This window comes from Rhizobium sp. SEMIA4064, assembly GCF_003025035.1.
GTDB classification, from domain to species: Bacteria; Pseudomonadota; Alphaproteobacteria; order Rhizobiales; family Rhizobiaceae; genus Rhizobium; species Rhizobium paranaense.
The window spans coordinates 115457-139031 of record NZ_PYJN01000022.1 but is presented as its reverse complement, the minus strand read 5'-3'; the positions used below and the strand labels follow the sequence as shown (position 1 = coordinate 139031).

26 protein-coding genes are annotated in these 23575 nt (G+C 61.3%); 17 read left to right on the top strand and 9 right to left on the bottom strand.

From position 1 onward, the window contains the following. The first annotated feature begins 87 nt into the window (after window positions 1-87). The 4 genes from C9E91_RS17870 (at window position 88) to ppa (ending at window position 5616) form a co-directional block, all read left to right on the top strand. Window positions 88-2151 carry a M3 family metallopeptidase gene (locus tag C9E91_RS17870; protein ID WP_107109614.1) on the top strand — a complete coding sequence of 688 codons (2064 nt, stop codon included), beginning with the start codon at window positions 88-90 and terminating at the stop codon, window positions 2149-2151. Between the two features lie 184 nt (window positions 2152-2335). Then, complete coding sequence (gene typA / locus C9E91_RS17865) at window positions 2336-4153, top strand: translational GTPase TypA (RefSeq protein WP_107109613.1); 1818 nt, start codon at window positions 2336-2338, stop codon at window positions 4151-4153. Window positions 4154-4360: 207 nt separating this feature from the next. Beyond that, the gene (locus C9E91_RS17860; RefSeq protein WP_104824627.1) at window positions 4361-4867 is read left to right on the top strand and encodes a GNAT family N-acetyltransferase; all 507 of its coding nucleotides are present in this window, start codon (window positions 4361-4363) and stop codon (window positions 4865-4867) included. A 215-nt stretch (window positions 4868-5082) separates the two neighbouring features. Further along, the gene (gene ppa / locus C9E91_RS17855; RefSeq protein WP_028751314.1) at window positions 5083-5616 is read left to right on the top strand and encodes an inorganic diphosphatase; all 534 of its coding nucleotides are present in this window, start codon (window positions 5083-5085) and stop codon (window positions 5614-5616) included. Here ppa and C9E91_RS17850 read toward each other — a convergent pair. Both C9E91_RS17850 and C9E91_RS17845 read right to left on the bottom strand, forming a co-directional pair. Continuing rightward, window positions 5541-5909 carry a DUF167 domain-containing protein gene (locus C9E91_RS17850; RefSeq protein WP_107109612.1) on the bottom strand — a complete coding sequence of 123 codons (369 nt, stop codon included), beginning with the start codon at window positions 5907-5909 and terminating at the stop codon, window positions 5541-5543. The genes ppa and C9E91_RS17850 overlap by 76 nt on opposite strands. Further along, window positions 5906-6199, bottom strand: a complete 294-nt coding sequence (locus C9E91_RS17845) for a YggT family protein (RefSeq protein ID WP_107109611.1) — start codon at window positions 6197-6199, stop codon at window positions 5906-5908. Before C9E91_RS17845 ends, C9E91_RS17850 begins: the two co-directional genes overlap by 4 nt. 135 nt (window positions 6200-6334) lie before the next feature. On the opposite strand from C9E91_RS17845, the gene C9E91_RS17840 reads away from it, so the two are divergent. The 3 genes from C9E91_RS17840 to C9E91_RS17830 are packed head-to-tail and all read left to right on the top strand — an operon-like array spanning window position 6335 to window position 9741. Further along, window positions 6335-7591 (top strand): MFS transporter, encoded by a 1257-nt coding sequence (locus tag C9E91_RS17840; RefSeq protein WP_107109610.1) that lies wholly within the window; start codon window positions 6335-6337, stop codon window positions 7589-7591. 48 nt (window positions 7592-7639) lie between these two features. Beyond that, window positions 7640-8644 carry an HlyD family secretion protein gene (locus tag C9E91_RS17835; protein ID WP_245407522.1) on the top strand — a complete coding sequence of 335 codons (1005 nt, stop codon included), beginning with the start codon at window positions 7640-7642 and terminating at the stop codon, window positions 8642-8644. Continuing rightward, on the top strand, window positions 8641-9741 hold the full coding sequence (locus C9E91_RS17830) for an FUSC family protein (protein WP_107109609.1): 1101 nt from the start codon (window positions 8641-8643) through the stop codon (window positions 9739-9741). Before C9E91_RS17835 ends, C9E91_RS17830 begins: the two co-directional genes overlap by 4 nt. A 28-nt stretch (window positions 9742-9769) precedes the next feature. Here the strand turns inward: C9E91_RS17830 and C9E91_RS17825 are convergent, their stop codons facing one another. The 6 genes from C9E91_RS17825 to hemC all read right to left on the bottom strand — a co-directional run bounded on the left by C9E91_RS17825 (window position 9770) and on the right by hemC (window position 15617). After that, a complete protein-coding gene (locus C9E91_RS17825; protein ID WP_107109932.1) occupies window positions 9770-10501 on the bottom strand; it encodes a glutamine amidotransferase in 732 nt (243 codons plus the stop codon). Next, entirely contained in the window at window positions 10494-10979 is a 486-nt protein-coding gene (locus C9E91_RS17820; protein WP_107109608.1) for a tellurite resistance TerB family protein, read from the bottom strand. The genes C9E91_RS17825 and C9E91_RS17820 overlap by 8 nt, the downstream gene beginning before the upstream one ends. A 12-nt stretch (window positions 10980-10991) precedes the next feature. Then, window positions 10992-12593, bottom strand: a complete 1602-nt coding sequence (locus C9E91_RS17815; RefSeq protein WP_107109607.1) for a heme biosynthesis protein HemY — start codon at window positions 12591-12593, stop codon at window positions 10992-10994. A gap of 14 nt (window positions 12594-12607) precedes the next feature. Then, entirely contained in the window at window positions 12608-13873 is a 1266-nt protein-coding gene (locus C9E91_RS17810) for a COG4223 family protein (RefSeq protein ID WP_107109606.1), read from the bottom strand. Window positions 13874-13952: 79 nt separating this feature from the next. Next, the gene (locus C9E91_RS17805) at window positions 13953-14681 is read right to left on the bottom strand and encodes a uroporphyrinogen-III synthase (protein WP_107109605.1); all 729 of its coding nucleotides are present in this window, start codon (window positions 14679-14681) and stop codon (window positions 13953-13955) included. Window positions 14682-14687: 6 nt separating this feature from the next. After that, window positions 14688-15617: a hydroxymethylbilane synthase gene (gene hemC / locus C9E91_RS17800; protein ID WP_107109604.1), complete on the bottom strand. Its 930-nt coding sequence runs from the start codon at window positions 15615-15617 to the stop codon at window positions 14688-14690. 84 nt (window positions 15618-15701) lie between these two features. Between hemC and tsaD the strand changes: the two genes are divergently transcribed. From tsaD to C9E91_RS17765, 7 genes are all read left to right on the top strand, one after another. Then, on the top strand, window positions 15702-16799 hold the full coding sequence (tsaD, locus tag C9E91_RS17795) for a tRNA (adenosine(37)-N6)-threonylcarbamoyltransferase complex transferase subunit TsaD (protein ID WP_107109603.1): 1098 nt from the start codon (window positions 15702-15704) through the stop codon (window positions 16797-16799). Then, window positions 16796-17785: an NAD(P)H-dependent glycerol-3-phosphate dehydrogenase gene (locus C9E91_RS17790; RefSeq protein WP_107109602.1), complete on the top strand. Its 990-nt coding sequence runs from the start codon at window positions 16796-16798 to the stop codon at window positions 17783-17785. The genes tsaD and C9E91_RS17790 overlap by 4 nt, the downstream gene beginning before the upstream one ends. Window positions 17786-17846: 61 nt before the next feature. After that, window positions 17847-18146, top strand: a complete 300-nt coding sequence (locus C9E91_RS17785) for a hypothetical protein (RefSeq protein WP_107109601.1) — start codon at window positions 17847-17849, stop codon at window positions 18144-18146. Continuing rightward, window positions 18143-18577 carry a type II toxin-antitoxin system VapC family toxin gene (locus C9E91_RS17780; protein ID WP_107109600.1) on the top strand — a complete coding sequence of 145 codons (435 nt, stop codon included), beginning with the start codon at window positions 18143-18145 and terminating at the stop codon, window positions 18575-18577. The genes C9E91_RS17785 and C9E91_RS17780 overlap by 4 nt, the downstream gene beginning before the upstream one ends. 67 nt (window positions 18578-18644) lie before the next feature. After that, entirely contained in the window at window positions 18645-18938 is a 294-nt protein-coding gene (locus C9E91_RS17775) for a YciI-like protein (protein WP_107109599.1), read from the top strand. Window positions 18939-18941: 3 nt separating this feature from the next. After that, complete coding sequence (locus C9E91_RS17770) at window positions 18942-19373, top strand: EVE domain-containing protein (RefSeq protein ID WP_107109598.1); 432 nt, start codon at window positions 18942-18944, stop codon at window positions 19371-19373. A 19-nt stretch (window positions 19374-19392) separates the two neighbouring features. Next, complete coding sequence (locus tag C9E91_RS17765) at window positions 19393-20043, top strand: class I SAM-dependent methyltransferase (protein ID WP_107109597.1); 651 nt, start codon at window positions 19393-19395, stop codon at window positions 20041-20043. A 6-nt stretch (window positions 20044-20049) separates the two neighbouring features. Here the strand turns inward: C9E91_RS17765 and C9E91_RS17760 are convergent, their stop codons facing one another. After that, window positions 20050-20553 carry a hypothetical protein gene (locus C9E91_RS17760; protein ID WP_245407521.1) on the bottom strand — a complete coding sequence of 168 codons (504 nt, stop codon included), beginning with the start codon at window positions 20551-20553 and terminating at the stop codon, window positions 20050-20052. Window positions 20554-20864: 311 nt separating this feature from the next. Here C9E91_RS17760 and sdhC point away from each other — a divergent pair, with 311 nt between their 5' ends. The 3 genes from sdhC (at window position 20865) to sdhA (ending at window position 23572) form a co-directional block, all read left to right on the top strand. After that, window positions 20865-21263 (top strand): succinate dehydrogenase, cytochrome b556 subunit, encoded by a 399-nt coding sequence (sdhC, locus tag C9E91_RS17755; protein WP_107109596.1) that lies wholly within the window; start codon window positions 20865-20867, stop codon window positions 21261-21263. A gap of 65 nt (window positions 21264-21328) precedes the next feature. Further along, a complete protein-coding gene (gene sdhD, locus C9E91_RS17750; protein WP_028751293.1) occupies window positions 21329-21709 on the top strand; it encodes a succinate dehydrogenase, hydrophobic membrane anchor protein in 381 nt (126 codons plus the stop codon). Window positions 21710-21715: 6 nt separating this feature from the next. Continuing rightward, the gene (gene sdhA / locus C9E91_RS17745; protein ID WP_107109595.1) at window positions 21716-23572 is read left to right on the top strand and encodes a succinate dehydrogenase flavoprotein subunit; all 1857 of its coding nucleotides are present in this window, start codon (window positions 21716-21718) and stop codon (window positions 23570-23572) included. The last annotated feature ends 3 nt before the right edge of the window (window positions 23573-23575 follow it).

Below are 23575 nucleotides of genomic sequence, written 5' to 3'. Positions count from 1 at the left end.
TTATTTGTTCCACCCTCGCCATACCAATTTGGCGGCGAGGGTCTTATATCGTGCTTCGATCAGATGCCTGCCGAAAGGATGCCTTGCATGTCTTCCCAAACCGCCGTCAACCCAGCGCTCGTCGAATGGACCGGACATCAGGGCCTACCGCGTTTCGATGCCGTGAAAGACGCCGATTTTGCGCCTGCCTTTGACGCCGCTCTTGCGGCGCATAACGCGGAGATCGATGCGATCGCTGACAACGGCGAGGCGCCGACTTTTGCCAACACCGTTACCGCGCTCGAAATCGCCGGCGACGAGCTGTCGCGGGTCTCCGCTCTGTTCTGGAACAGGGCCGGGGCGCACACCAACGAGCTGATCCAGGCCTTGGAGCGCGAGATCGCGCCGAAGATGTCGCGGCATTATTCGAAGATCGGCATGAACGCCGCGCTGTTTGCTCGCATCGATGCGCTATGGGAAGCGCGTGAGGAGCTTGGCCTGACAGTGGAAGAAACTCGCGTGCTGGAACGGCACTGGAAGGGTTTCGTGAAGTCGGGCGCCAAGCTGGCGAAGGCAGAACAGGAGCGGCTCGCCGAGATCAATGAGAAATTGGCGGGCCTCGGCGCGCAGTTTGGGCAGAATGTTCTCGCCGACGAAAAAGGCTGGGTACTGATCCTCTCCGAAGAATCCGATCTGGCCGGCATTCCCGATTTTCTGAGGGACGCGATGGCCGCAGCCGCACGCGAACATGGCGCAGAAGGCAAATTTGTCGTCACGCTGTCGCGCTCGATCATCGAGCCGTTCCTGTCTTCGTCCGAGCGTCGCGATCTACGTGAGCAGGCTTTCAAGGCATGGGTAGCGCGTGGCGCCAACGGCGGCGAAACGGACAATCGCAAGATCATCAAAGAGACGCTGGCGCTGAGAGCCGAGAAGGCCGAGCTGCTCGGCTACGGCAACTTTGCCGAATTGAAGCTCGACAACACCATGGCCAAGACGCCGGAGGCGGTGAACGAACTGCTGAGGGCGGTCTGGGCGAAGGCGATCGAGCGCGCTCGCGAGGAAGAGGGCGATATCGCCGCGCTGATCGCCGAGGAAGGGCGCAATCACGAGGTCATGCCTTGGGATTGGCGGCATTATGCCGAGAAGATCAGGACGCGGAAGTTCGATTTCTCCGAGACGGAACTGAAGCCCTATCTGCAGCTCGAAAAGATCATCGCCGCCTGCTTCGACGTTGCCGGTCGCCTCTTCGGCATTCGCGCCGTCGAGCAGAAGGGTGTTCCCGCCTATCACCCCGATGTGCGTGTTTTCGAAATCCGCGATCGCTCGGACAGGCTGGTGGCACTGTTCCTCGGCGATTATTTCGCCCGCAATTCCAAGCGCTCAGGCGCCTGGATGAGCTCGTTTCAATCGCAGCATAAACTGCCGCTGAAGAATGGTCATGTCGGCGAGCTGCCGATCATCTATAACGTCTGCAATTTCGCCAAGCCCGCCGAAGGCAAGCCGGCGCTACTGTCGCTCGACGATGCCCGCACGCTGTTCCATGAATTCGGCCACGCGCTGCACGGCATGCTCTCCAACGTCACCTATCCGTCGGTGTCGGGCACCGGCGTTTCCCGCGATTTCGTCGAGCTGCCGTCGCAGCTTTACGAACACTGGCTGACCGTGCCGACAATCCTCAAGGAATATGCCGTGCACTACGAGACCGGCGCGCCGATGCCGCAAGCTTTGCTCGACAAGGTTCTTGCCGCCCGCACCTTCAATGCCGGCTTCAACACCGTGGAATTCACGTCCTCGGCGCTGGTCGATATGGCTTTTCATACCCGTGGCGCTGTCGAGGACCCCATGGTAGTGCAGACCGAAGTGCTTTCGGAAATCGGCATGCCGAATTCGATCGTCATGCGCCATGCCACGCCGCACTTCCAACATGTGTTTTCCGGCGACGGCTATTCGGCCGGCTATTATTCCTACATGTGGTCGGAAGTGCTGGACGCCGACGCTTTCGCCGCCTTCGAGGAAACCGGCGACGCGTTCAATCCGGATATGGCTGGAAAGCTGAAGGCCAATATCTATTCCGTGGGTGGCTCGATCGATCCGGAGGATGCCTACAAGGCCTTCCGCGGCAAGTTGCCGAGCCCGGACGCGATGCTGAGGAAAAAGGGGCTGGCGGCCTGATCCTTTATCCCCGGACGTGAAGGTTCGGTGACAAGATCGACATGTTGGGGATATGCGAAAGCGGGCATGCTGCGCGCTTTCGTGCCTCCCCCCTTTCGCATTCGCGAAAAAAAGGGTATGAGCGCGCCAAATGTAATTGGCGTGTTCACTTCATACCGCGCCCCAGCCTCAGAGATACAAGATTATGGCACTTCGCAACATCGCGATCATCGCGCACGTTGACCATGGGAAAACCACCCTCGTTGACGAGCTTCTGAAGCAGTCCGGCTCCTTCCGCGAGAACCAGCGCGTTGCCGAACGCGTCATGGACTCGAACGACCTGGAAAAGGAACGCGGCATCACCATTCTCGCCAAGGCGACCTCGGTCGTCTGGAAGGATACACGCATCAACATCGTCGACACCCCCGGCCACGCCGACTTCGGCGGTGAAGTCGAGCGCATCCTGTCGATGGTGGACGGCGCGATCGTTCTCGTCGACGCTGCCGAAGGCCCGATGCCGCAGACCAAGTTCGTCGTCGGCAAGGCGCTGAAGGTTGGTCTTCGCCCGATCGTCGCGATCAACAAGATCGACCGTCCGGACGCCCGCGCCGACGAAGTCATCAACGAAGTCTTCGATCTCTTCGCCAATCTCGACGCCACCGACGAGCAGCTCGACTTCCCGATCCTCTACGGTTCCGGCCGTAACGGCTGGATGAACTATTCGCCGGAAGGTCCGAAGGACGAAGGTCTCGGCCCGCTGCTCGACCTCGTCGTCAAGCACGTTCCGGAGCCGACCGTCGGCGAAGGCCCGTTCCGTATGATCGGCACCATCCTGGAAGCCAACCCCTTCCTCGGCCGCATCATCACCGGCCGCATCCATTCCGGCTCGATCAAGCCGAACCAGGCCGTCAAGGTTCTGGGCGCTGACGGCAACCTCATCGAAACCGGCCGTATCTCCAAGATCCTCGCCTTCCGCGGCATCGAGCGTCAGCCGATCGAAGAAGCGCAGGCAGGTGATATCGTCGCCATCGCCGGCCTTTCCAAGGGCACGGTCGCCGACACCTTCTGCGATCCGCAGGTCAGCGAGCCGCTCGTCGCGCAGCCGATCGACCCGCCGACCGTCACCATGTCCTTCATCGTCAACGACAGCCCCTATGCAGGCACCGAAGGCGACAAGGTCACCTCGCGCGTCATCCGCGACCGTCTGTTCAAGGAAGCCGAAGGCAACGTTGCGCTGAAGATCGAAGAAGCCGAAGGCAAGGACTCGTTCTACGTCTCCGGTCGTGGCGAATTGCAGCTCGCCGTCCTGATCGAAACCATGCGCCGCGAAGGCTTCGAGCTTGCCGTTTCGCGTCCGCGCGTCGTCATGCACAAGGATGAGAGCGGTGAGCTTCTAGAGCCGATCGAAGAAGTCGTCATCGACGTTGACGAAGAGCATTCCGGTATCGTCGTGCAGAAGATGTCGGAGCGTAAGGCCGAAATGGCTGAGCTGCGTCCGTCGGGCGGCAATCGCGTTCGCCTCGTATTCTTCGCGCCGACCCGCGGCCTGATCGGCTACCAGTCGGAACTTCTGACGGACACGCGCGGCACCGCCGTCATGAACCGTCTGTTCCATGACTATCAGCCGTACAAGGGCGAAATCGGCGGCCGTGTGAACGGCGTGCTGCTCGCCAACGAAGCCGGCGAAGCCGTGGCCTATGCCTTGTTCAACCTGGAAGACCGCGGCCCGATGATCATCGACGCCGGCGAGAAGGTCTATGCCGGCATGATCATCGGCATCCACTCCCGCGACAACGACCTCGAAGTCAACGTGCTGAAGGGCAAGAAGCTCACCAACATCCGCGCCGCCGGCAAGGACGAAGCCGTGAAGCTGACGCCGCCGATCCGCATGACGCTCGACCGCGCACTCTCCTGGATCCAGGACGACGAGCTCGTCGAAGTCACGCCGAAGTCGATCCGCCTGCGTAAAATGTACCTCGATCCGAACGAGCGTAAGCGTTTCGAGAAGGCTCGCTACGCATAATAGAGCGACTTGTACCGCTTCGGACGAATTGACCCCGGCCCCTGTGCCGGGGTTTTATTTTGTGTGTTCGATTTTTGAGCCCTTGTTGCAAAGGTTAAAAAGGGGTTAATTTTCAGTAGCCGTCCACAGGTAAAGACTGTGGGCAAATCGTCTGTCCGCATGATTTGTGGATGGTTAATTTTCGCTGGCGGGACCAGAGTAGACGTTATGAAGACGTTGTCGATTGATGTTCGGCGGGCTGAACCGCATGATGCCCGAGCCATTTCGGAGGTGCACCGCCAGTCGTGGCAGTACACCTATACCGGCATCATTCCGCATCGTGCGCTCAGCCAGATGATCGAGCGCCGCGGCGAAGCCTGGTGGCGCAAGGCGACCAGTGGCCCGGCAACGCTTCTGGTTCTCGATGTCGCCGGCGAGATCGCCGGTTACGCCACGCTCGGTCTCAATCGTGCCCGCGCACTGCCTCAGGAAGGCGAGATCTACGAACTCTATCTGCGCCCGGAATATCAGGGCATCGGCCTTGGCCGGCTTCTCTTCGGCGAGGCGCGCCGGCTCCTGAAGTCGCTTGGCTGCAAGGGACTGGTCGTCTGGTGCCTCGAGGAAAACGAGAATGCCGACCGCTTCTATCGCGGTCAGGGCGGCGCCGATTTCTGCGAGGGTATCGAGACCTTCGACCGCAAGCAGCTCAAGAAGATCGGCTTCGTCTGGCCCTAAAGCGGTCGCGATCTTTCAAACTCGCTCCTTGCGCTCTAGGCTCTTGATATTGCGCATGTCGTTATCGCAAAACCGTTGCGCACTTTTGCGGGACATGCGTTAAGACGCCCGCTGCGACAATCGATTAAAATCCCGCACCGTCCCAATGCCTTGTTGCGTTGCGTCATGATTCCGATTATTTGGCTGGCAGCAACCATCCTTATTAGGGGACACGCATGCGCATCGACGCGATTTCCATTGGCAAGAACCCGCCCGAAGACGTCAACGTCATCGTTGAAGTTCCGGTCGGCGGTCATCCGATCAAGTATGAAATGGACAAGGACGCCGGCACGCTGGTTGTCGACCGTTTCCTCTACACGCCGATGACCTATCCGGGCAATTACGGCTTCGTCCCGCACACGCTCTCCGAAGACGGCGACCCGATCGACGTGCTGATCGCCAGCACCCGCCCGCTGGTTCCGGGCTGCGTCATCAACGTCCGCCCGATCGGCGTGCTGATGATGGAAGACAATTCCGGCAAGGACGAAAAGATCATTGCCGTTCCTTCGCCGAAGCTGACGCTGCGCTACGAGAAGGTTAGGGAATATACCGACCTGCCGGAAATCACGGTGAAGCAGATCGAGCACTTCTTCGAGCACTACAAGGATCTGGAGCCCGGCAAGTGGGTGAAGATCTACGGCTGGAAAGGCTCGAAGGAAGCCGGCGAACTCATTCTCGAAGCTATCGAGCGCGCCAAGAAGGCGAAGTGATCAGGTCTTATCAAATCCTCCGGGTCGCCATCGATCCGGAGGATTTTTTTACGCGCGGTCTCACCGGAAATCAGGCTGACCGAGGATTTGGAGGTGCCGAAGCTCTTGGCGATGAGCGCGATCAGCGCCTTGTTGGCCTTGCCCTTTTCCGGCACGGCGGAGACACGCGCCTTGAGATAGGCTTCGCCATCGGCGCCGGTCTCGAACCCGTCGATCGCATCACGCCCGCCATTGGGCGTGAGCCGGATGGACAATCTCACATGGTCGGCAAAAGCCTGCCAGGCATCGCTCACCGGCCGACGAGCGGATAAAGCGTGTTCCACATCAGGGAACGGAAGAAGAAGATGATCAGCAGCAGGATGATCGGCGAAATGTCGATGCCGCCGAGATCGGGCAGGATGCGCCGGATCGGACGGAGCGCCGGTTCCGTGACCGCATAGAGGAAACTTCCGACCGAGTTGACGAACTGATTGCTCGAATTAATGACATTGAATGCATAGAGCCATGAAAAAATGGCACTGGCGATCAGTACCCAAGTATAAAGATTCAAAGCCAGATCAATGGTTTGAAATAAGGCGAGCATATCCGTCTCCATTTCGCGGTTGACAGACATGTAGACATTGGCGACTTAACGGGCAAGTCCCATGCTTTGAAGCACGCTGAATCATGTTTAACAGGCCGAGCGTTCTCTACAGCTCCGGCCGGAAAGCCTCATCTCATGTCGTCGGTTCCGAGCGGTGACCGGTTTGCCGCTTTCAGGCACGTCGCCTACACCTATTTCTTCTTTGCCCGATTTCTGACGGCTTTCGCCACACAGGTGGTCAGCGTCTCCGTCGGCTGGCAGATGTATGACCATACCGGCAATCCGATCTATCTCGGCCTGATCGGCCTGGTGCAGTTCCTGCCTTCGCTGCTCCTGATCCTGGTGACCGGCACCGTCGCCGACCGCTACAACAGGCGCATGGTGGCCGCCATCTGCATTTTCGTCGGCACGATCTGTACTGCGGCACTACTGTTTCTGACGGTTTCCGGCACCTTCGCGCCGCTTCCGGTTTTCGCGATCCTTACCGTCTTCGGCATCGAGCGCGCCTTCATGACGCCGGCGACGCAGTCGCTTGCGCCCAATCTCATTCCGCCGAGGGATTTGCCGAACGCGGTGACCTGGAATTCCATGTCCTGGGATGCGGCCGCCATTCTCGGCCCCGTCGCGGGCGGTCTGCTCTACGGTGTCGGCCCGAGCGTTTCCTATACGGTCGCCGTCGTGTTCTTCGCCGCCGGTTCGCTGCTGACTTTCCTCATTCCGAAACCGCAGCAGCGTGTTGCGCATGAATCGAGAAGCTTGAAGGAGATCCTCGCAGGCTTCCATTTCATCTGGTCGGAAAAGGTGGTGCTCGGCGCCGTCTCGCTCGATCTCTTCGCCGTGCTGCTTGGCGGAGCCGTGGCGCTGATGCCGGTCTATGCGCGCGATATCCTGACGCTCGGTCCCTGGGGCCTCGGCCTGCTGCGCGCCGCGCCAAGCTTCGGCGCCATTGCCATGGGCCTGTTTCTGGCGACCTATCCCATCCGGCATCGTGCCGGGATCTACATGTTCAGCGGCGTCGCAATGTTTGGCTTGGGAACATTGATCTTCGGCATTTCGCATACGCCGTGGCTATCGATCGCGGCGCTCGCCATCATGGGCGCCTCCGACCTGATCTCGGTCTACGTCCGCGAAACTCTGATCACGCTCTGGACGCCGGACCACGTACGCGGCCGCGTCAATGCCGTGAACATGGTCTTCGTCGGTGCGTCGAACGAACTCGGCGAATTCCGCGCCGGCACTATGGCGCGCTATTTCGGCGCCGTCCCTGCCGTCGTCATCGGCGGCATCGGCACCTTGGCCGTCGCGATCATCTGGGCGAGCGGCTTCCCGCAACTGCGAAAGATCGATAGCCTGAATGCGCCGGACCGCGAGGGCGAGCCGCAGGTGGCGTAAGCCACAATTTTCTTGTCATGATGGCAAGTGCGCGCGCATGTTGTCGCCATGAGCAACATGACGAGCAACGAACCGATCGAGCCGGAGCCATCTGCTCCGCTGCCGGCTGCGTCCACCGAGCGCCAGCGCGCGTTCCGGCTCGTCGTGGGTATAGCCTGCCTGCTGGCGCTATTGGCGGTTTGGCAGGTTCTGACGTCGTTCGTCGCCTATACGGACGATGCCTATGTCACCACGAATTTCGTGACGATTGCCCCGCAGGTCACGGGCGTGATCGTCAGCGTCAACGTCGCCAACGACCAGGAGGTACGGCGCGGCGATCTTTTGGCTGTCATCGATAAGGTGCCGTTCCAGCTCGTCGTCGATCAACGCAAAGCAGCGGTTCAGGAAGCGGCTGTGAATCACAAGCTTGTCAACGATGAGCTGAAGGCTGCTCAGGATCGGCTGGCGGCTGCGACGGCCGCATTACAACAGGCCAGCGGTGATCAGAAGCAGGTGGCCTTGACGGCTGCCGACATGGTTTCCGCCCAACAGCGGGAGCAGGTGGCCGCCCGCGAGGCGGTCGATAAGGCTTCGCAGTCGGTTGTCAATCAGGACGCTGTCGCCGCGCAGGCTAAGGCCGCGCTTGCCTTGGCGGAATGGCAGCTCAGCCAGACCGAAATCCACACGCCCGCCGACGGCACGGTCAACAATCTCTCCGTCAGCGTGGGCGATACGGCCTCGGCCGGCAAGGCGCTCGTCGGCATCGTCGATGCGGCGGGCTGGCGCATCGTTGCGAACTACAAGGAGAACTACATCAGGAGCCTTAAGCCCGGCAAGGCAGCCTGGGTATGGCTCGACACGCATCCGTGGCGCCTCTATCGCGCTCGTATCGAAGGCGTGTCGCGCGGCATCAGCAGAGGCCCCAATCAGGATGGAATATTGCCCTATGTCGCTCCGACCACCGACTGGATCCGGCTGGGACGCCGCTTCCCGGTAACGCTGAAGCTGGCCGATCCCCCATCTGACCTCACCCTTTATATGGGATCGGATGCCAGCACACTGATCTTCCCATGAGGAAGGCTATCGCCGAGCTCGTCAATGCGATCCGCGGCGAGCTGGCAGAGCTCAGCCTTTCCGGCCCCCGCGTGTGGCAAGCCAATATCGCCGCCCTGGCGGTCGGACTCGCGCTCGTCCTTGCTTTGATGCTGAGGGTCAACAATCCCTGGTGGGCCGGGATCAGCGCCTTCCTGTGCGTGCAGGCGAGCCATCCGCAATCCTGGCAGAGAGGCGGGATGAGGATGGTGGGAACGCTCGTCGGCGCGGCGCTGAGCTTCGTCCTTGCACCCTGGGTCGTCTATGATCCTTTGGCGACGGTGCTGCTTCTTTTTGCCGCCGGTACGCTTGCCATCCTCGGCTCATTGCTGAGCCCCCACGGCCAGGCCTGGCTGCTTGGTGGGATCACGGCCATGATGGTGACGCTTGGTTCGTTGGATGATCCGACGCTGGCGCTTTCCATCGCTTTCTATCGTGCCGTCGAGATCGTGCTCGGTACTGCCACGGCGCTTCTGGTGACACGGCTACTGGCGCCTGCGGAAGGCGAGGCGGTGGCGCCGCCACCCGGTTGGCATAGTTTGTTCGGTCCCAACTGGCATGTGCTGTCGCATGCCATGCGAACGGGGATGGCGGTTGCGGCGGTGCCACTGGTCTGGCGGCAACTGGAGTTGCCTAACCTCAGCCAGATGGCGATTTCGATCGGCGCTGTCATGGCTGTTCCGACGCTGACCGGGATTTCGGAAAGGGACCAATCGGCGATTGCTCAGCGCATGTTGCAGCGGATAGCCGGGTGCATACTGGGCGGCTGTTTTGGCGCCATGGTGCTGTTCTTCCCGATCAGCCAATCCTTCGTACCCTGGCTGTTGTTGCTGATGGCAGGCACCTGGCTTTCCATGCAGATCCAGAGCGGGCGGTATGGCATCGCCGGCGTTGGTTCGCAGGCGGGCGTCGCATTGATCCTGACGCTTGTGCAGGATACAGGCCCCGCGGACAGCCTACTGCCGGCCATGAACCGCATCGCCGGCATGATTGGAGCCATAGGGCTTTTGGTGCTCATCAACCTGTTGGTTGGTCCGCCGCTCGGCATCCAATCAACGGCGGAGGAAAAGCAGAGCTGACGCGAAGGATGGGATGAGGCGGAGCCGATCAGGCCGCGATCGCCTGCTTGCCCTCGAAAATCAGATCGAGGAATTCGGATAGCCAGGCTTTGAGCGGTGGGTCAAAAATCATCCGGCCCTCCAGATGCTCGCGGCCCTTCTGGGCGTTCGGCATGCAGAAGCGGTGCTCGCCATGTACGACCCAGCGCTGCATCATGGCGCGGGTCAGTTCCGCGTGGAACTGCAGGCCCCAGGCATTGGCGCCGTAGCGATAGGCCTGGTTGGGATAGGTCTCGCCTGTCGCCAACAGATCGGCACCGTGAGGCAGTTCGAAACCTTCACGGTGAAAATGATAGACCATTTGCGGCCAGTGGCGCATCAAAAGCCGGCCTTTTTCCGTCGGCTGCAGCGGATACCAGCCGATTTCGGTCTTGCCGTCATCGCGGGCTTTGACCTTGGCGCCGAGGTGGCGGGCGAGCATCTGCGCGCCGAGGCAGATGCCGAGATAGGGGCGATTTTCCTTTAGCGGCACGTCGAGCCAATTGATCTCGGCCTTGACGAAATCGTCGGGATCATTGGCGCTCATCGGGCCGCCGAAGACCACCGCGCCGGCGTGACCTTCCAGCGTTGTCGGCAGCCGGTCGCCAAGCACCGGCCGACGGATGTCGAGATCGTAGCCCTTGTCCAAAAGCATCTGGCCGACGCGGCCGGCGCTGGAGCGTTCCTGATGCAGGACGATCAATACGGGGCCGCGTCTACCACCCCGCGGCGCCTCAATCATCATCCCCGGTTTCCTTCCTGGGACCCGGGGCGCGGGCGGCTGCCTCCTGGCGCTTGACGACGCGATCACGATCGGAAATGCCCAAGAGATCGGCGATGCGCCAGATCGCATGGTCCTCCATTTCGCTGCGTTCGCCATCCGCATAAACGATGTCCCAGAGGATGCCGAGAAGTTCGAGGCGCTGTTCGCTGTTGAGATGGCGCTTCAGATCGGAAGTGAAGCGGTAATAATCGACCGCCTCGCTCTCGGCCTCCTGACCGGCCGCAATCAGCGCGTCGAGCTGGCGGCCGTCGAGACCGTATTGGCTCTTCAGCAGCTTGCGAAGCCGCTTCTTCTCGCTTTCCTCGATCTTGCCATCCGCCTCCATCACCTGGAAACAGAGCGCGGCAACCGCGATACGCGGATCGTCGGGAGCAAAACCGGACTTGGGGTTTTCCCTGGTCAGATTTTGGAAGAATTCCTGAAAGCGTTCAAACATTCGATTCCATTCTTAGAAGAGCTTCAGCCGTGTCTTGGGTTCCGGTTCAAGCTTGAGATCTTTCACGCCCGGATCATCCGGCGCACCGCCGAAGAAGGGCTTTGGTTCCGGCTCCTTCGCCGGCTCGAATTTGGCGGGACGCGCGGGAGCCGGCTTCGTTGCGACCGGCTCCAATTCTATAACAGATGTATCGGCAGCCGGCGAAGCAACTGTTGGTGAGGTCGGTTGCGCCGCGGCGGTTGCGGGAGCTGCCTCGCGCACCGGCGGCAGCGACCGCAGCGCGGCGTCGACCGAGGCGATCGTACCCTCTTCCACCGGGCCTTCGAGTTGGCCGAAGGGCGCTTTCCATTCGAAGGCGTCGAGGCGGCCGGTAATCGGCGACAGCGGCAGCCATTTGTCGGAAACGACGCCATCGGCTAGCCAGGCCGGATCGCGTGGCGCGCGCAATGCCTGCGCCATCCAGTGGCGGATGCGGCCCTGATCTCCGGTTTCGGCCTCTTCGATGTCGGCGAGCAGTAGGAACGCGCCTTCGCGGGCATCGATGCGGGCCGCGGCTTCCGCCTTGGTGCGAGCCTTGGCGAAATCACGGGCGTCGAGTGCGGCCTTTGCCGTGATCAGCAGTGCTTCGACGTTGTTCGGGCGGATCGCCTCCAGTCGCTCGGCACGCTTCAGGCGATCGGCGACGGAATCGCCACTGCGGGCGCGGACATAGGCTCTGCCGATCTCCGGATGCGGCTCCGCCTTCCAGACCTGTTCAAGAATAGAAGCGGCCTTGCGGACTTTGTCTTCGCGAAACAATGCCTTGGCGGCGGTGAGCGCGGCCGGCACGAAATCAGGGGACTGCTTCAGCGCGGCCAGCGCATCGTCCCGGGCGCCGGATGGATCGCCTTCGAGCTTTTCATTGGCTCGTGCGGTCAGCAATACAGCACGCTGGCGGTTGGCAGTGTCCTTGTCGATGACACGGGCGATCTTCTGCTGGTCGAGAAGCTTGATGGCTTCGTCCCAATCGCCGGCCTGGCTGCGATATTCCAGCGTCGCCTGTGCTGCCCAAGGCAGATAGGGCGCCTGGTCGGCAGCTTTTTCGGCATAGTGCCGTGCTGCTTCATGCGCGCCGAGACGTTTGGCTTCGAGATAAAGACCGCGCAGACCCAGTTCGCGGGTTTCCGGGTCGTTGGCCATCAGCTCGAATTTTTGGCGGGCCTCGTCATGCTTACCCTCGATCAGCGCAGCCTGCGCTTCTAGCAGGTTGATCAGCGGCTCCTGATCGGCGCGGATGAGGCCGCGCGTGCGCGCCGCCATCTTGCGGGCAAGCAACGCGTTGCCAGCGCCGGCGGCGATCAGCCCCGTGGACAAAGCCTGATAGCCGCGGTCGCGCTTGCGGGCGCGAAAATAGCGGGTGACGGAATGCGGCGAGGTCCAGATCAGGCGGATGAACCACCAGACCACCATGACGGCGGCGATCAGCGCGATCAGGATGCCGGCGGCGACGATAAGCCTGGTTTGATAGAGTTCGCCGCCCCAGACCAGCGAAAGATCGCCGGGGCGATCCGCAAGCCAGGAAAAGCCATAGCCAAGCACCAGGACGAGAACGGCGAAAATAAGCAGTCTGATCATTCTCTTCCCCGCCCTCAGCTTTGTTTTCCGGTGTCGGCGATCGCCTTCGACAGCGCGTCGCCGACCAGGTCCTCGACCCGGATGCGAGCTTCCAATGATTGCTTGAAGGCGGCGGAGGCCGATTTGGCGGCGTCCGGCAGGCTATTCCATTCGGTGACCGCGCCGGGCAGATCGCCATTCTTCACCTTGTCCTCGAAGCGGGCGGCAATGGCTTCGACGCTGTCGCCGGTGACGTTGCCGACCGGGCGCACCTGCACCAGGGATTTGGCACTGGTCAGCAACCGGTCGCTCCAGCTTTGATTGGGATCGTCCTGCTGCGTCGAGCTGACGATCGCGGTGGCAACGTCGGATACCCGGCGAATGAGATCGGCGCGCGAAGGAATGCCGGTCTGGGCGAAAGCCTTGAGATCAGCAACTGCGGGGTCATTGGGTGCGACATTGGCGTAGGTATCGAGCTCCGGCTGGAATGGGCCGCCGCGATCGATCGCCGCCTTCAGGGCCGCCGCCGCGATAGCGCGGGCGACTGCGCTTTCCTGGCTAGGCGCGTTCAGCTTCTTTTCAGCGTCTTCAAGACGCTTGCTGACATCGGCGTCGGATGAGGCCTGACTTTGCGTCGCCTGGGCGAGGCTCGCCTTCAATTGATCCACTTCGGCGCTGAGCGCGGCGATCTTCTGGTCGGCATCGCCGCTACTCGTACCCGACGATCCGCCTGCGGCCGTATTGTTGGCGGCCGCTGTCTCGAGGGCTGCGACGCGGGCGGTAAGGGTGGCGTCGGGCGATGGAGCACCGGCGAGCTTGGACACGGTCTGCTTCAGGCCGTCGATTTCGTCGCTAAGCGCGGCAATATCGGCGGAATGATCTTTTGCCGGCCTGCTGCCGGGCAGGAGGCCGGCATATTGGATGGCGCCGACGCAGATGAGGGAGATCAGGCCGCCGACAATGCCCGCGGCGATCAGGCCAGACGTTGCGCCGGGCTGCCGCTGGGGCGCGGAGGGTTGTTCGGCATAGGAACGCGCGGGTTCTGGTTCGGGGGCGGTTGCGACCTTTTCATCTTCCGCCGCAGTTTCCGCGACTGGCCGATCGGCCTCCTCCTCTAACGGCTCCTTTTCCGTTTCCGGCGGTATTTCCACCTCATTGGCGGACGAGCTGCCGGGTTCGCTGTGATGGCGCTCCGTCATCTCTTCGGAAGCCGCGGCTTGAGCGGTTTCCTCAGCTTCCAGATCAATCGTGATCGGCTCATCGTTGGGCTTCGAATGGTTTGGCGGATTTCCCGATACCATGAGGTCCTCTTTTCATGCGCTGCAGCGAAAGTAGACAGACAAGTCGATTATGGAAAGAGCTTAGATCAAAATTGCGACCTCACTTCGCGGCAAGAAGCGCCAGAAGGCTGTCTTCATCCGGCATATTAGCGATATCCACATGAGAATGCAGCGAAGTCGGGACGGCCTCGGCAATCACTTCGCTAAGACAGAGGAATCTTGTCGAAGTGAGGAGGTTCGAGTGGCGTTGCAGGAAAGGCAGGCTGAAGAATCGTTTCGCCGTCAGATGCGAATAGAGCAGCACCGCATCGGCGGAAGCATCGAGAAAGAGCCGGCGAAGGGTCGCGTCGTCGATGACGATATCCTGCATCCGGTAGCACTCGACCGTCTGGAACGGGATATTCAGCCCCTTCAATCTTGCTTCGAAACCTGCGGCGCGTGGTGAACCTGCGAGATAGAGCAGCGGGGCTTGAGAAATATCGGTCCATTCGCGGGAAACCAGTTCCGCCAGCTCGGCGCCGCTGCCCTCGGATGCGAAAACATGGATGAAACCAAGTTTTTGAGCCTCGTCAGCGGTCGCTTTGCCGACTGCGAAAAGCGGGCGGCTGAGATGAGGCTTGAGGGGCTGGCCTATCGCGCCCAATGTGCGGATAGCTTCGGCACTGGTAACGGCAACAGTGCCCTCGGTGTTCGACAGGGCTTGTCGGGTCGCGTCGACATGGCGGACAGGCTTTGATAGTGGCAGGAGCACTGCCTCATGCCCCATCTCCGCAAGCCTGCGGGCGGTGCGTTCACCCGAATGCTCAGGACGGGTGACGACGACGCGCATCCGGTATCAGGTCCAGTTTTCGAAGAAGGTGGTGCCTGCTTCGGCGCGGATCGCCTGGCCGGCATTGGTGCCGAGCGCCTCGGCATCCCGACGGTGACCTTCGATGGTGGTGGTGTACACCTGCTGGCCGTCGGGCGTCAGGATCATGCCGAAGAACCTGATGTGATCGCCCTCGCAGACAGCATAGCCGGCAATCGGCGTGCGGCAGGAGCCGTCGAGCGCTGCCAGGAAACCGCGCTCGCACGAAACGGTGTCGAAGGTCGGTCCGTCATTGATGGCGGAGAGCAGGTCGTTCGTCCTGTCGTCACCGATGCGGCTTTCGATGCAGATCGCACCTTGTGCCGGCGCTGGCGGGAATTCGTCCGGGTCGAGAATGTCGGTGATTACATCCACCTTGCCGAGCCGCTTCAGGCCGGCAAGCGCCAAGAGGGTTGCGTCCGCCTGGCCTTCTTCCAGCTTGCGCAGCCGCGTTTCGACCAAGCCGCGGAAGACAATGACGTTGATATCGGGACGTAGGCGCCGGATCAGCGCCTGGCGGCGCAGCGACGCAGAGCCGACGGTCGCGCCGTGCGGCAGCTCGATCAGCTTCGGCGCGGTGCGGCCAATAAAGGAGTCGCGGATATCTTCGCGCGGCAGATAGGCAGATAGCGACAGCCCTTCGGGCAGCTTCGTCGCCATGTCCTTGGCCGAATGAACGGCAAAGTCGAGTTCGCCTGTGATCAGTTTCTGTTCCAGCTCTTCCGTGAACAGGCCTTTGCCGCCGATCGCCGCCAGCGAACGATCGGTAATGCGGTCGCCCTTGGTGCTCAGAACGACGATCTCGAACATCTCCTCCGGCAAGCCATGCGCCGCCATCAGGCGGTCGCGGGTCTCGTGCGCCTGCGCCAACGCAAGTGGGCTGCCACGCGTGCCGATCCGGAAAGGTTTTGTTTGCATCCGCTTTGATCCGTTGTTACCGACAGTTCCCGTAACCATATTTCCGCTTCATCGCAATCGACCAACAGGCAACGAACAGCTTCCATGGCGCCATTTCTTCGCATTCTCGGCATCGAAACAAGCTGCGACGAAACCGCCGCGGCCATTGTCGAGCGCCGGGACGACGGCACGGCCACGATTGCCTCCGACGTGGTTTTGAGCCAGTTGGATGAGCATAGCGCCTATGGCGGCGTCGTGCCCGAAATTGCTGCGCGGGCCCATGTCGAGGCGCTGGATACGTTGATCGACGAGGCCCTGAAGCGCGCCAATGTGTCGCTGTCCGATGTCGATGCCATCGCTGCCACATCCGGTCCCGGTCTGATCGGCGGCCTGCTCGTCGGGCTGATGACCGGCAAGGCGATATCGAGGGCGACCGGCAAGCCGCTCTACGCTATCAACCATTTAGAGGGCCATGCGCTGACGGCAAGGCTGACGGATGGTCTCACCTTTCCTTATCTGATGCTGCTCGTCTCCGGCGGCCATACGCAATTGATCCTGGTGCGCGGCGTCGGCGAATACGAGCGCTGGGGCACGACCATCGACGATGCGCTGGGCGAAGCCTTCGACAAGACGGCGAAGCTGCTCGGTCTTCCCTATCCCGGTGGTCCGGCGGTCGAAGAGGCGGCGAAGAACGGTAATCCGGATCGATTCGATTTTCCGCGGCCGCTGGTCGGCGAGACCCGCCTTGATTTCTCCTTCTCCGGCCTCAAGACCGCGGTGCGGCAGGCGGCAACGGCGATCGCGCCGGTGACCGAACAGGATATCGCCGACATCTGCGCCTCCTTCCAGAAGGCGATTTCGCGCACCTTGAAGGACCGGATCGGGCGCGGCCTGCAGCGCTTCAAGAAGGAATTTCCGAAGACGGCGGACAAGCCGGCGCTGGTGGTTGCCGGCGGGGTCGCGGCCAATCTCGAGCTGCGGCGCACGCTACAGGAACTCTGCGATCTCAATGGGTTCCGTTTCATCGCGCCGCCGCTGCGGCTCTGCACCGATAATGCCGTGATGATCGCCTGGGCGGGGCTGGAGCGCATGGCGACAGGCGCGGCACCCGACGGCCTCGATGTGCAGCCGCGCTCGCGCTGGCCGCTCGATCAGAAGGCGGAGACTCTTTTGGGGCATGGCAAACGAGGAGCAAAGGCATGAGCGGCAATGAACGCATTGCAGTGATCGGCGCCGGCGCCTTCGGCACGGCGCTCGCCTCCGTCATCGCCTTGACCGGTAAGAGCCAGGTGACACTGGTCGGGCGCAATGCGGCTGTCATGGCCGATCTCAGCGCTGACCGGATCCATGATGCGGCGTTGCCGGGTATCGATTTGCCGGATTCGCTGCAATTTTCCGCCGAGCCGGACGCGGTTTCGGACGCCGGCATCGTGCTGTTTGCCATGCCGTCGCAGGCGCAGGCGGATGCGGCACGTCATTACGGACCTTATCTCGCAGAGGATGCCGTCGTCGTTACCTGTGCCAAGGGCATCGACAAGGTCTCCGGCGATCTCTTGACCGACATGCTGGAGCGGGAATTGCCGCATCACGCCATCGCGGTTCTCTCCGGTCCGGGCTTTGCGACCGATATTGCCAAGGGCCTGCCGACGGCAATGGCGATCGCCGCCGGCGACATGGCGGTGGCGGAACGACTGGCGCAGGCGATTTCCGGGCCGACATTCCGTCTCTATGCGTCCGACGATCGCGTCGGCGTGCAGCTTGGCGGCGCGCTGAAGAATGTTTTGGCCATTGCCTGCGGCATTGTCGAAGGGCGCGGCATCGGCGATTCGGCACGCGCGGCGCTGATCAGCCGCGGTCTGGCGGAAATGTCGCGCTTTGTCTGCGCCAAGGGCGGCAAGGCGGAAACGGTGCGCGGGCTCTCTGGCCTCGGCGATCTCGTGCTGACCGCGACCAGCCACCAATCCCGCAACCTGCGTTTCGGCATCGCGCTCGGCCGCGGCGAGGCGGCGGACCCATCGCATGGCGATCTCGTCGAAGGCGCCTATGCCGCCTCCATCGCGGCGCGGCTGGCACGCAAGCTTGGGGTCGATATGCCGATCGCCGAAGCGGTCTCGGCCATCATCGACGGCAAACTGGATATCCCGACGGCAATCGAGCAGTTGATGACGCGGCCGATTACGACGGAATGACTTGGCGCTTGAGTGTGGGGCGATTACTGGATATATTACTGGTAATAAGTCGGAGGCCGCGATGAGCAGTTCCCAAAAGCGTGCAATCAAAAATTATCGGTCGCGTCTTGAAGAACGTGGTCTAGCCCGTTTCGAGGTGCTTGGCCTTGATGGCGATCGTGCGCTCATTCGCTCGCTCGCGCGGCGTCTGGCGGAAGGGGGGACCGATGCGGCCCATATCCGTAATGTCCTGAACCAGGCGATCGCCGGCGAGCCGAAGAAGAAGGGTGGCGTTTATGCGTGGCTGCGCAGTTCGCCGCTTGTTGGAGCGGATCTCGATCTTGAACGGGTTCACGGCGAAGTGCGCGAGATCGATCTTTGACCCGTTATTTGCTCGATACCAATATTATCAGCAATACGGTCAAGCCGGAGCCGGCGCCTAGTCTTGCCGGCTGGTTTCAAGCACAGATAGATGATGACCTCTTCATCGCAGCGTCCACGATCGCCGAGATTCAGCGTGGGATTTTGATCAAGCCAGCAGGACGCAAACGGGACGATCTCGAAACCTGGTTTCTTGGCGCACAGGGACCGTTGGCATATTTTGCCGGACGCATTCTTCCCTTCGACGAGAGTGCTGCCCTAATATGGGCGCAACTCATGGCGGAGGGGCGAGCGGCCGGGCGACAGCGTGACCCCATGGACATGTTGATCGCCTCCGTGGCAATTGCGAATGAATGCATTATCGCAACGGACAACGAGGCGGACTTTTGGGGCCTCGACATCGTCAACCCCCTTCGCGCAGGGACAGGATGACTGGCGGCGTGCAAGGCTTCATCCATCACCATCAATGATCTGCTGATTCCCATAGGAGAATGAAAACATGCTGTTTGCCTTTGTCTGCAAGGACAAGCCCGGTCACCTGAATGTCCGCATGGACACGCGCCCCGCCCATCTCGAGTATCTGAACAAGCTCAATGCCGAGGGTACGCTGAAGATGGCGGGTCCATTCCTCGATGCGGATGGAAAGTCGAATGGCACCCTCGCCATCGTCAGCGCCGAAACGATCGAAGCGGCGAAGGCGATCGCCGATGCCGATCCCTATACAAAGGTCGGCCTGTTCGAGAGCGTCGAGATCAAGCCGTTCAACTGGGTCTTCAACAATCCGGAGGCATGAAACATGGCGCATTGGCTGTATAAATCCGAGCCGTCTTCCTGGTCCTGGGAGGCCCAGAAAAAGGCTGGCGAGAAGGGCACGGAATGGACCGGCGTACGCAACTATCTCGCCCGCAACAACATGCGGGCGATGCAGATCGGCGACAAGGGCTTCTTCTATCATTCCAATGACGGGCTTGAGATCGTCGGCATTGTCGAGGTCTGCGCGCTGTCGCATCCGGATTCGACCGCCAAGGACGATCCGCGCTGGGATTGCGTGGATATCCGCGCCGTTTGCGACATGCCGAAGCCCGTCTCGCTGAAGGATATCAAGGCCAATCCGAAACTTTCGCAGATGTCGCTCGTCACGTCGATGCGGCTTTCCGTGCAGCCGGTGACTGACGAGGAATATCTCGAAGTCTGCCGCATGGGCGAACTCGACAATCCGCCCGTCTGACACTTAGCTCGAGGATGATTTGAAGACCGATCCGGAAAGTTTCATTCGTGCGAACACCAGTCTCATGGCGCCGCCGCATGTGCCGGAAATCCGACTGCATCTGGCAAGCGAAGCCCATGATCTCTGGCTGAAGACGGAGGAAGAACTCGAGGCGATCGGTCTGCCGCCGCCGTTTTGGGCTTTCGCCTGGGCGGGCGGGCAGGGGCTTGCGCGCTATGTGCTCGATCATCCCGATACGGTTGCCGGAAAACGGGTCCTGGATTTCGCCAGCGGCTCCGGCCTCGTCGCGATTGCGGCGAAGCTTGCGGGTGCGAGCCATGTGCTCGCCGCCGATATCGATCCCTGGGCTGAAACCGCAACAAGGCTGAATGCGACGGAAAACGGTGTCGTGCTCGACTTCACCGGTGACAATCTCATTGACCGGATGACGGACGCCGACGTCATCCTTGCCGGCGATGTCTTTTATGATCGCGATTTCGCCGATCGCCTCATTCCATGGTTTCGGCAGTTGGCGGGAGAGGGTCGTCTTGTGCTGGTGGGCGATCCGGGCAGGGCATATCTGCCCAAGGATCGTCTGGAGGCTGAGGCCAGCTATCAGGTGCCGGTGACGCGGGCGCTGGAGGATAGCGAGGTCAAGAAGACGACGGTCTGGCGCTTTCTTGCCGGCTAACGACCGTCAGGGGCGAATCACACAGACGCCGGCCTCGTAGGAGCAGGCATTGCCGGCACGTTTGACGTTGATGACCTTGGCCCTCGGCTTCAGCGCAGTGGATTCGCCTCGATATGGATCGTAGCCGCCGCCATAGCCGACAATATAGGTCCCGCCATCGGCCTGATACATGTCGGCCGTGCCCGCATAGGTGCCGACGTTAGCCGCATATTGCCGATCCATGAGAATGATTCTGGCCGGTTGCGGCTGAGCGTAGTGCTGCGGCCAGGAGATTTGTTGCAACCGAACCAGGCCACGATGGCGGAACGGCCGATATCCATGGCGATAGTCGGTCGAAAAGGCGGCCGCCGTGGCTAAAGCACTGACGCGGGCCGGGTGCAGCGGAAATGGCCCGTGATGTCGGAACGGGCGGTACCCATCATGATAGCCGCCGGCGGAGGCCGACATGGACGACAGGGCGGCGGCTGCCGCTAAGACGAGCGTTGCTGCCTTGAAAAGATGCCGTCCCATAGGTTGCCTCGCGCTCCAAATGCTTAATAAAGTATGAAGAGCAGAGTGCCTCAAGAGCGACGTCAAGTCCACTCGGTTGGCGGGAAAATCGTATCGAGCGGCCAATCGGAGAATGTCGTTTCTGCGCACTCGCTAAAAGTGTCCGCTGATCCGAATCGATTAAATTCAAGGCAGACAGCAATTGTGCTTGTCGACATGCCTTTCCGTGATTAATGGTCGCAATTGATGCAACGCACACAGCACTTCCCCCAAGCGTGTGTTGCCCCGGAGATATCTGGGATAGAAGCGTATCGTAACGCCGCGAGGTTCTGATGGCGAACGTCACACAAAACCGGCCCCTGTCGCCGCATTTGCAAGTCTACAAACTTATTCCCACCATGGTCATGTCGATTGTCCACCGCATCACCGGCGGCGCGCTTTATTTCGGCACGCTGCTGGTCGCCTGGTGGCTGATCGCGGCGGCGACCGGCCAGGGCTATTTCGAGCTGGTCAACTGGATCATGGGTTCGATCATCGGCCGGCTCGTTCTGCTCGGCTATACCTGGGCGCTGCTGCACCATATGCTTGGCGGCTTCCGGCATTTTATTTGGGATCTCGGATACGGCTATGATCCCGCTGTCTCGACCAGGATGGCCAAGGCGACGCTCGTCGGTTCGCTCTGTCTGACCGCGCTGGTCTGGATCATCGGCATCGCCATCCGGCTGATTTGATTGGCATGATTGCTCTCGGAAGCGCTCAGGCGCCTTTCGGGATCATGCTTTAAAGGATATTTCTCATGGATATGCGCACTCCTCTGGGCAAAGTCCGCGGTCTTGGTTCCGCCAAGGAAGGCACCGAGCATTTCTGGCGTCAGCGCCTGACCGCCGTTGCCAACGTTCCCCTCATCATCTTCTTTGTCATCTTCCTGATGATCTATGCCGGCGCGCCCTACGCGGAAGTCGTGCACGCGCTGTCGAACCCGATCGTCGCCGTTATCTTCGGCCTGATGGTGATCTCCGGCGTCATTCACATGAGGATCGGCATGCAGGTCATCATCGAGGACTATGTCCACAGCGAGATCAGCAAGATCGTCCTTCTCATGCTCAACACATTCTTCGCGATTTTCGTGGCCGGGCTCTGTCTCTTCGCCATTCTGAAGATCGCGTTCGTAGGATAATTACCGATGGCACCGAACTCATCCCCTCAGAATGGGCCCGCTCAAAACGGAAAAGCCTACAAATATGTCGATCACTCCTATGATGTGATCGTCGTCGGCGCCGGCGGCGCGGGCCTCCGCGCCACGCTCGGCATGGCCGAGCAGGGTTTCCGCACGGCCTGCATAACCAAGGTATTCCCGACCCGCTCACATACGGTCGCAGCCCAGGGCGGTATCGCCGCCTCGCTGCAGAACATGACGCCGGATAGCTGGCAGTGGCATCTCTACGACACCGTCAAGGGTTCCGACTGGCTCGGCGACGTCGACGCCATGCAGTATCTCGCCATGGAAGCGCCGAAGGCGGTCTATGAGCTCGAGCATTACGGCGTGCCGTTCTCGCGTAACGAGGAAGGCAAGATCTATCAGCGCCCGTTCGGCGGCCACATGCAGAACTACGGCGAAGGCCCGCCGGTGCAACGCACCTGCGCCGCAGCCGACCGCACCGGTCACGCCATCCTGCATACGCTTTATGGCCAGTCGCTGCGCAACAACGCTGAATTCTTCATCGAATATTTCGCGCTCGATCTGATCATGTCCGACGATGGCAGCCGCTGCACCGGCGTCGTCGCCTGGTGCCTGGACGATGGCACGATCCATCGCTTCGCCGCCAAGATGGTGGTGCTGGCGACCGGCGGCTACGGCCGCGCGTATTTCTCGGCAACCTCGGCTCACACCTGCACCGGCGATGGCGGCGGCATGGTTGCCCGCGCCGGCCTGCCTCTGCAGGACATGGAGTTCGTGCAATTCCATCCGACAGGCATCTACGGTTCTGGCTGTCTGATCACGGAAGGGGCGCGCGGCGAAGGCGGCTATCTCGTCAACTCCGAAGGCGAGCGCTTCATGGAGCGCTATGCGCCGTCGGCCAAGGACCTTGCCTCGCGTGACGTCGTTTCGCGCTGTATGACGCTGGAAATCCGCGAGGGTCGCGGCGTTGGCAAGAGCAAGGACCACATCTTCCTGCATCTCGACCATCTCGATCCGGCCGTGCTGCATGAGCGCCTTCCCGGCATTTCCGAGAGCGCGCGCATCTTCGCCGGTGTCGACGTGACCCGCGAGCCGATCCCGGTTCTGCCGACCGTTCACTACAACATGGGCGGCATTCCGACGAACTATTGGGGTGAAGTGCTGAATGCCGACAGCAATAATCCGGAGCGCGTTCTGCCGGGTCTGATGGCCGTTGGTGAAGCCGGCTGCGCCTCCGTGCACGGCGCCAATCGCCTCGGTTCCAACTCGCTGATCGACCTCGTGGTCTTCGGCCGCGCCGCCGCCATCCGCGCCGGTCAGGTCATTGACCGGGCAAGTCCGGTGCCGCCGGTCAATGTGGCCGCTTGCGACAAGATCATGGAGCGCTTCGATGGTCTGCGCCATGCCAGCGGTGGAACACCGACGGCGGTGCTGCGCGAAAAGATGCAGCGCGCCATGCAGGAAGACGCCGCCGTGTTCCGTACGCAGGAATCGCTGGAATCCGGCTGCCGCCGCCTTTCCGCGATCTGGAAGGAACTGCCCGACATCAAGGTCACCGACCGTTCGCTGATCTGGAATTCCGACCTTGTCGAGACGCTGGAACTGCACAATCTGATGGCCAACGCCATCACGACGATCTACGGCGCCGAAGCCCGCAAGGAAAGCCGCGGCTCGCATGCCCGCGAGGATTATACCGAGGGCAAGTTCGCCGGCCGCAACGACGAGAACTGGCGCAAGCATACGCTCGCCTGGGTCAACGAAGCCGGCGACGTGAAGCTCGACTATCGTCCCGTTCATACCGACCTGATTGCCGAAGGCATCGATCCGCACAAGATCGAGCCGAAGGCACGCGTGTACTGATCT